This is a genomic window from Ruegeria sp. BG9, from assembly GCF_056538305.1.
Window position 1 is genome coordinate 1 of sequence record NZ_JBQFSY010000022.1, and the last position, 2,084, is coordinate 2,084.

The 2,084-nt window shown below is 54.0% G+C and carries 4 protein-coding genes; 1 reads left to right on the forward strand and 3 read right to left on the reverse strand.

The window, feature by feature from the left end:
* Positions 1-67: 67 nt before the first annotated feature.
* Positions 68-796 carry a tetratricopeptide repeat protein gene (locus tag ACR0I8_RS22020; RefSeq protein WP_480703648.1) on the forward strand — a complete coding sequence of 243 codons (729 nt, stop codon included), beginning with the start codon at positions 68-70 and terminating at the stop codon, positions 794-796.
* Between the two features lie 65 nt (positions 797-861).
* Here the strand turns inward: ACR0I8_RS22020 and ACR0I8_RS22025 are convergent, their stop codons facing one another.
* The 3 genes from ACR0I8_RS22025 to istB all read right to left on the reverse strand — a co-directional run.
* Positions 862-1,197: an ion channel gene (locus ACR0I8_RS22025; protein ID WP_171676499.1), complete on the reverse strand. Its 336-nt coding sequence runs from the start codon at positions 1,195-1,197 to the stop codon at positions 862-864.
* 12 nt (positions 1,198-1,209) lie between these two features.
* Positions 1,210-1,422, reverse strand: a complete 213-nt coding sequence (locus ACR0I8_RS22030) for a hypothetical protein (protein WP_480703650.1) — start codon at positions 1,420-1,422, stop codon at positions 1,210-1,212.
* A 121-nt stretch (positions 1,423-1,543) separates the two neighbouring features.
* A partial coding sequence (istB, locus tag ACR0I8_RS22035; RefSeq protein WP_480703652.1) for an IS21-like element helper ATPase IstB occupies positions 1,544-2,084 on the reverse strand: 541 nt, incomplete at its 5' end.

The following is a 2,084-nucleotide window of genomic DNA, read 5'->3' on the forward strand; positions in this document are numbered from 1 at the left end:
CGCGGTTTTGTTCGAAACCTCCCCCGCGGCGTTGCAGGCCCGAAATATCGCGGAAGATGCCTGTTCGATGCTGTTTTCAGCCACTCAACCAACACGACTATTGGCGGCCCTGACACTGTTCGAAAAAGCGATCGAACTGAAACCGGATTATTTCGGTGGTTATGCCGGGGCGGCACAAGCGGCTACGTTCTTCGGAGGTTTAGCTCCTGAAGGTCCGGATCGCGATCAAATGCTGGTGCAAGCCCGGCTCTATGCGGAAGAGGCGATGCGTTTGGCACCATCAGAGGCGTGGAGCCAGTCGGCCATGGCCGCGCTATTGATGTTTGAGAGGGATTTTGATGAAGCAAACAGGTTGTCGGTGCGCGCGGTGGAATTGAATCCAAATGATCTGATCGTTCTGGAATTTGACGCAATCATTGCGTTCTTCTCAGGCGACTTTGAAAGAGCCGTCGCGAGTTCTGATCCTAAAATTCATGAAAACCGTCAGGGATCGCGGTTCCCCTGGCGCAATGTTCTTGGCAACGCCAGTTATTATCTGGGGAACTATGAGGATTCGATTGACCACCTGATGGATGCAGCAGCTTCTGGTGAACCAGTCAGCGAGATTAACACAGCGCATCTGATTGCTTCACTACAGGCGTCCGGGAGAACGGCAGAAGCGCAAAAACGCGTTCAGGAATACCAAAAAGCCTGGCCGAACAGCCGCATTGAGGAGTTCATGTTTCGGCTATTTCGCGATCCCGAAGACGCTGAGAGCTTGATGAACCAATTGCGCAAAGCTGGGTGGAGTCAGTGAAGCGTCGGCAATTCGATCGAGCAGAGGATTTACATAAATTTTGCTAATCCTCCCGCAAGTTCTGGCTACTTTCGGACTTTGAAGTTCCCCACAAAAATCGAGGCTACCGTCGTTATCGTTGCAACAAAAATCCCGATCCCGGCGACAGTGAAGATCATGGTGAAAACCTTGCCCATTGCCGTGGTTGGCGCGATATCCCCATATCCAACGGTCGACATGGTGACGACAGAGAAATAGGCCGCATCCAGAATGCTCCAACCTTCGACCAAAACGTAGAAGCTCGTGCTGACGAACACCAATGATGCCGACATGGCAAGCAAGTGCAAAGACCGGACATCCGTCAATGCGCCCGCGAGAGCGCGAAACAGGCCAAGGTAGTTGAACAGAAAGTTACGAACCATACCGCTATTCGCCTATGAGACTGAAACAGCTGCCGGTTCGTGTTCATCGCGTTTTTGTCTGTTGGCCTGCCATTTTTTGACATCCACAATGTCGAAGTAAATTCCGAGCGCCGTTGGGAACACGAAGATGACCAGCAAAGTGGATGCCAAAAGGCCAAACGCAACAGCTGCAACCAACGGCACCAGAACCTGTGCCTGAGGGCTGGTCTCAAACAGCATTGTCAATGAGCGTTCAAAACTGACCCGGTTTCAGCATTTAAATTTGACCCACCCTATGTGGCGCAAAGCCCCCAGGCGGGCCGCCCTCATATAGCGAGTCCGTCTGGGGGCTTTGCTTGCGCGACGTTTATGTTTTTCTGCGCCGCTTGCTCTGTGCGAACCGGTATGACGTGTTGCCTGTCTCGATGATTGCGCAGTGATGGGTTACGCGATCCAGAAGCGCGGTTGTCATCTTGGCATCGCCGAAGACCGAGACCCATTCGCCGAACTCCAGGTTGGTGGTGATGATGACACTGGTCTTCTCATAGAGCTTGCTGATCAGATGGAACAGCAACGCACCGCCGGACTTGGGGAACGGGATGTAGCCCAACTCGTCGATGATGACGCAGTCCAGGGCGGAGAGCTGCCGGATGATCTTCCCGGCATTGCCCTCGGCCTGTTCCTTGATCAGCGCATTGATCAGGTCGACGGCGTTGAAGAAACGGGCCTTCTTGCCGTTGTTGATCAGGGTGGTTCCAAGCGCGATGGCGATGTGGGTTTTGCCCGTGCCGGTTCCGCCCACCAGAATGAGGTTATGCGCCTCGTCGGTGAACTGGCCTGTGCAGAACGGTTCGATCTGGCTCTGGGTAACCGCGGCCGCACCGTAATCGAAGGTGGCGAAGTCCTTG